We start from the raw sequence: 5,161 nt of genomic DNA on the forward strand, positions 1-5,161 counted from the left end.
CAGATCGACGGGCGCGATGGTGTACGTATGGGATAAACACCCTAAGCCTGGCAGCCATGAAAGTTACTTACCGGCATAGAGCATCTCTAAATGCCCACTTAGAGGCCGTTTCGGCCGAGGCTTCGGCCAATGATTCCCGCCCTCGCGGCGCCACGCCAGAAGCGGCTGGCCTCCTGGGAGTGGCGATCGGTCCAACTTATGATCCAACTTCCCGGCATTGGAGCCTCTCGGAGCTATGCAGATTGCGGCGTGAAAGGCCGAAGTTCGTCCGTTCCGGGCTGCACGACGCCGTAGCCGCTCTCGGGGACCTCGTTCCAGGCGCCGGACAGGTCGCCGAGAGGTCCGGACACGACCAGGCGGGTTTCTTCGGACAGCTCCTGAAGGAACGGCACGTCCGGGTGCAGTGCCCGTAGCGCGTCCACCCGGCTGCTGAAGAACAGCGAGCGCGAGGCTCCCTCGCTGGAGTAGCGGAAGGCCCAGAGCTGTTGCCCGTCGGTCACGGCGATCGTCATCTGCAGCGGAAACGCCACGCCATGCTCGTGCCCGGTGAGTTCCACGAGTCCCGCCATCTGCGCCACGGCGCCTGGCGGGTCGTGTTCCAGGCCGAAGGTGAGGGCCAGGTAGAACATCGTCTCCGAGTCCGTAGAACCCTCGATGCTGGGGAAGAGTTCCGGGTCGACGGCCAGGGTGAGGTCTCGCCGAAGCCTGTGGAAGTCGGTGATTGCTCCGTTGTGCATCCACATCCAGCGGCCGTGGCGGAATGGGTGGCAATTGGTCTGTTGCACTGCGGTACCGGTCGAGGCCCGGACGTGAGCGAAGATCAGGGAGGAACGGACGTGGCCAGCGATCTCTCGCACGTTGCGATTGCTCCATGCCGGGCCTGTGTCCCGGAAGACCGCCGGCGTGTCGATGTCCGGCGTGTACCAGCCGACGCCGAACCCGTCGCCGTTGGTGGTCTCGACACCCAACCGAGAGTGCAGGCTCTGATCAATCAGCGAGTGCGCCGGCCTGTACAGGATGGTGTCGAGCAGTTCGGGTGTTCCCGAGTAGGCGAGCCAGCGGCACATTGGTTACCGCCTCCTTGTCCTTCCGAAAGGCGCCGAGATCTCCAGTTCGATGGCTCTGTGCACCGACTGTGCCCATCCATGCGGGCGTCTGCGTCGACCGGACCGAGATGCGCAAGGGCCCACTGAGGTCCGCCTCGGCGCGTTTAGGATCAGGATAGAGAGGAATCGCACAGATTGGGACTAAATGGGACATCTGTGCCGCATGTTCCCGAGTGCTAGCGGATGGCCCCCGCGCGTCCAAGGGCGCATCGAGTGAGAAGGTCGCCGATCATGACAGCAGAAGCCCCCGAACGCACCCTGGGTGCAATGGCACACGGCGAGTTGCCAGTCTTCGAGCAGATCGTACGCATGAAATTCGAGACGCTGCCGAACTCGGGCCTCGACGAACGCACGTACCACCTTGTCCGACTGGCTGCGCTCATAGCGATGGACGCCGCCCCCGCTTCGTACCTGGCGAACCTCAGTGTGGCGAAGGAAGCCGGACTGACCGTCGAGGACGCCAAGGCCGTATGCGTGGCAATCGCACCGATCGTCGGCAGCGCGCGAGTGGTGGACGCGGCAGGCAGCGTGCTGCGCGCACTCGGCTTCGCCGACCTCGTGAGTGAGATGGAGATCTGACACCGGCGCTAGCCAAAGGCAGGACGGTGCATCAGAGGCCTCGGGCGCGCTGCTCGGGGCCTCACCCTCGGCACTGTAAAGCCGAGCCCCGCGACGCCCCACAATGCCTGGTCAGCGATCGGTGCTGACGTAAATCAGCACTGATGCGCAAGAGGAGAAGCGACATGACCGGTCACTTGAACCTGGCCTACGACTATCCACTGCTGGGCGCATTCTGGACCATGCTGTGGATCTTCCTGTGGGTCATCTGGATCTTCCTGCTCGTCCGGATCTTGTGGACATCTTGCGTGACGACTCCCTGAACGGGTGGGCCAAGGCAGGGTGGTCCATCTTCGTGCTCGTCCTGCCCTTCCTCGGCGTCTTCGTGTACCTCATCGCCCGCGGGAGGAACATGGGACTACGCGAAGCGGAGCAGGCCAAGGCCAAGCAGCAAGCCTTCGACAGCTACATCCGCGAGACCGCCGGCACCGCCAAGCCGAGCGCGACCGACGAACTTGCGAGGCTCTCGGAGATCAAGGCCAAGGGCGACCTCACAGACGAGGAATTCCAACGCGCCAAGGAGAAGATCCTGCACTGACCGACACAGGCCAACACAGGAGCGAACTCCACAGCTCAAGGGCGGTCCTATCGGTACAGCCGTTTTTAGCAACGGATGTACCGAGAGCGGGGATATGCCTGCTTTATGGTGACCTGAGGGGTCGCGCGCACAAGCCGTGACGCACACCGGAAGTTCTGGAGGTGCAAGCGGTGAGGCGATGGCGGGCTCTGATCATCCTCGGTACTGCCCAGTTCCTGATGGTGCTCGACACCTCGGTCATGAACGTCTCGATCAGCCAGTTGGTCGAGGACTTCTACACAGAGGTCACTGCGATTCAGGCCGTCATCACCCTATACACCCTGGTCATGGCAGCCCTCATGATCACGGGTGGGAAACTCGGAGACATGCTCGGACGCCGCAAGGTGTTCGGCATCGGACTGATCGTGTACGCCACGGGCTCCGCCCTCACCGCTGTGGCCCCGGCCCTATGGGTGCTCGCCGTCGGCTGGTCCGTGATCGAAGGACTCGGCGCGGCGCTGGTCCTCCCGGCGCTTGCCGCGCTCGTGGCCGGGACCTACCAGGGCCGGGACCGGGCCGTCGCCTACGGGGTCGTCGGCGGCCTGGCCGGAGCCGGCATCGCGGTCGGACCCTTGGTCGGTGGCTGGGTAACTACCTACCTCACCTGGCGTCTCGTCTTCGCCGCCGAGGTCCTGGTGGTTGCGGCCATCCTCTTGGGCATGCGCTGGATCGAGGACCAGCCCCACCGCGGCTCCCGACCGCACCTCGACAAGGTCGGGGCCGTGCTGTCCAGCGTCGGCCTGGCCCTCGTGGTGCTGGGCGTCTTGCAGAGCAGCACCTGGGGCTGGCTGCGCCCCCGCAACTCCCCCGTGACCGTCTTCGGCTTCTCCCTCACCGTCTTCGTCATCGCTGCCGGGGCCGTCGTGCTGTGGTTGTTCCGGTTGTGGGAGCGAGGGCAGGAGGCGCGTAGGCATGAGCCCCTCGTACGGTTCTCGCTGTTCGGCGTGCCCGCTCTACGGGCCGGCCTTGCCGCGTTGCTCAGTCAGAACCTCATCCTGCTGGGCCTGTTCTTCGTCATCCCTCTCTACCTCCAGATCGTGCAGGGCCTCAGCGCCTTCGAGACCGGGCTGCGGCTGCTACCGGTGTCGATCAGCATGCTCGTGGTCTCCATGAGTGGCCCCCTGATCGGCCGGATCGCCTCCCCCCGCACGGTGGTCCGTATGGCTCTGCTGATTCTCATCGCGGCGATTCTCTGGCTGCTGGCCACCATCACTCCATCCCTCAACGATCTTTCCTTCGCTTGGGCGATGGCCTTGCTCGGCACGGGTATGGGCCTGCTCGCCTCCCAGCTCGGCAACGTCGTCCAATCGAGCGTCGGCGAGTCGGAACGCAGCGAGGTAGGCGGTCTCCAGTACACCGCTCAAAACCTGGGATCCTCCCTGGGAACCGCCCTCATCGGCTCGCTGCTCATCGGGGCACTGGTGCACGTGTTCACTACACGGATCGAAGACAACCTGGAGATCTCCAACGCGGCACGTCAACAGGTCGGCATCACCATCGAGGCGGGCGTCAGCTTCGTCAGCACCGACCAGGTACGAGCCGCGGCAGAGCGCACAGGTCTGGCCAAGCCTGAGACCGACGCCCTCGTGGCCGAGTACGCCGAGGCACAGCTCGGCAGCCTCAAAGCCGCCGTCCTCGCCACCGCCGGCATCGCGCTCGCCAGCTTCCCGTCCACCCGGCACCTGCCGGCAGACCGGCTCCGCAAGACCTCGGCTGCCTGAGGGCTTCCTGCCATGACGGGTCACAACAGGACCCCCGGCCGACCCGGGGAACGCTGGCGCAGTCTTTTGAACCGGATGCGCATGGACCGTAGCCGCTGGACGGCCGCCCAGCGGCTACGAACAGGCGTGGCGGGCACGCTGTGGAGTCAGCTCACCGCGATCGACTTCTTTGGCCATTCGTTCCAACTGGCCGCCTGGCATTCCTGTGCTTCTTCCCTTTTCTCATCGTCATCACTGCGGCTGTAGGCCGCGACGCCGCCGCTGTGGTCGCCGGCTGGCTGGGGCTGGACCGACCAGCCGCGCAAGCCGTGGCGTCCCTGTTTACGTCCGGTCGGGGGCAAGACACCCTCACGGTGCCGAGCGCCTTCCTGCTGGTCCTCGGAGCTGTGGCTGTCGCCGGCGTCCTACAAGGCTGGTACCAGAAGGTTTTCGACGTCCCGGCCCGAGGCTGGCGGGACATGCGTACGCAGCCGTACTGGCTCGCGGCACTGCTCACATACGGTGCAGCGCAGGCGGCCGTGGGTAGAACACTCGGCGGGCCGGTGCTGCAGAGCCTGGTCGGCTTCGCCTTCGCGACGTTGTTCTGGTGGTGGAGCATGCACACACTGCTGGCAGGAGCCGTGCGATGGCCCGCCCTCTTCCCGGCAGCCCTGGTCACCGGTGCCTGCTGGACGGGCCTGGGAGTCTTCTCCTCCCACTACTTCTCCTCGGCGATCGTGGCCAACCAGCAGAAGTACGGCCCCATCGGCATCGTCATGATCATCTTGTCCTGGCTGGTGGCGGTGGGCGTGGTCATCCACCTGGGAGCGGTGGTCGGCCGCCTATGTCTCGACCGCCGTGCACGAGCATGAACGGCGCTGAGCCGACCCAGCCAGCGGCCCGCCGTTGGCTCGCCACAGGCAGCCTGGTGCACCGTACATGCGTCCTGCTCGGCCAGTCGCCAGCTGTCGTATCTATCGCGGCTGGCGGGTTCACGTGACGCGGGCTATGCGGAGGGCAATGTCGTCGGTTCCGCACGCAAGCGCGCGTCCAGTCGAGGTCACTGAGGTTTTCTCAACGAAGATCATTTCCAGATTCCGTTGAGGACGAGTGCGGCGCGGGCGATGTCGCCGATCCGGCTGGGGCTGAGGGAGACGTGC

4 protein-coding genes and 1 pseudogene are annotated in these 5,161 nt (G+C 65.2%); 4 read left to right on the plus strand and 1 reads right to left on the minus strand.

Annotation, left to right across the window (positions count from 1 at the left end; genetic code table 11):
• Positions 1-233: 233 nt before the first annotated feature.
• On the minus strand, positions 234-1,067 hold the full coding sequence (locus PV350_RS44285; protein ID WP_500339030.1) for a class II glutamine amidotransferase: 834 nt from the start codon (positions 1,065-1,067) through the stop codon (positions 234-236).
• A 270-nt stretch (positions 1,068-1,337) separates the two neighbouring features.
• Here PV350_RS44285 and PV350_RS44290 point away from each other — a divergent pair, with 270 nt between their 5' ends.
• From PV350_RS44290 to PV350_RS44305, 4 genes and pseudogenes are all read left to right on the plus strand, one after another.
• The gene (locus PV350_RS44290) at positions 1,338-1,685 is read left to right on the plus strand and encodes a carboxymuconolactone decarboxylase family protein (RefSeq protein ID WP_500339031.1); all 348 of its coding nucleotides are present in this window, start codon (positions 1,338-1,340) and stop codon (positions 1,683-1,685) included.
• Between the two features lie 164 nt (positions 1,686-1,849).
• Positions 1,850-2,262, plus strand: a pseudogene (locus tag PV350_RS44295) (SHOCT domain-containing protein).
• Positions 2,263-2,432: 170 nt separating this feature from the next.
• The gene (locus tag PV350_RS44300; protein WP_500339032.1) at positions 2,433-4,022 is read left to right on the plus strand and encodes an MFS transporter; all 1,590 of its coding nucleotides are present in this window, start codon (positions 2,433-2,435) and stop codon (positions 4,020-4,022) included.
• Between the two features lie 353 nt (positions 4,023-4,375).
• A complete protein-coding gene (locus tag PV350_RS44305; RefSeq protein WP_500339033.1) occupies positions 4,376-4,873 on the plus strand; it encodes a hypothetical protein in 498 nt (165 codons plus the stop codon).
• Positions 4,874-5,161: the final 288 nt, after the last annotated feature.

This window comes from Streptomyces sp. PA03-6a, from assembly GCF_033792765.1.
GTDB lineage: Bacteria > Actinomycetota > Actinomycetes > Streptomycetales > Streptomycetaceae > Actinacidiphila.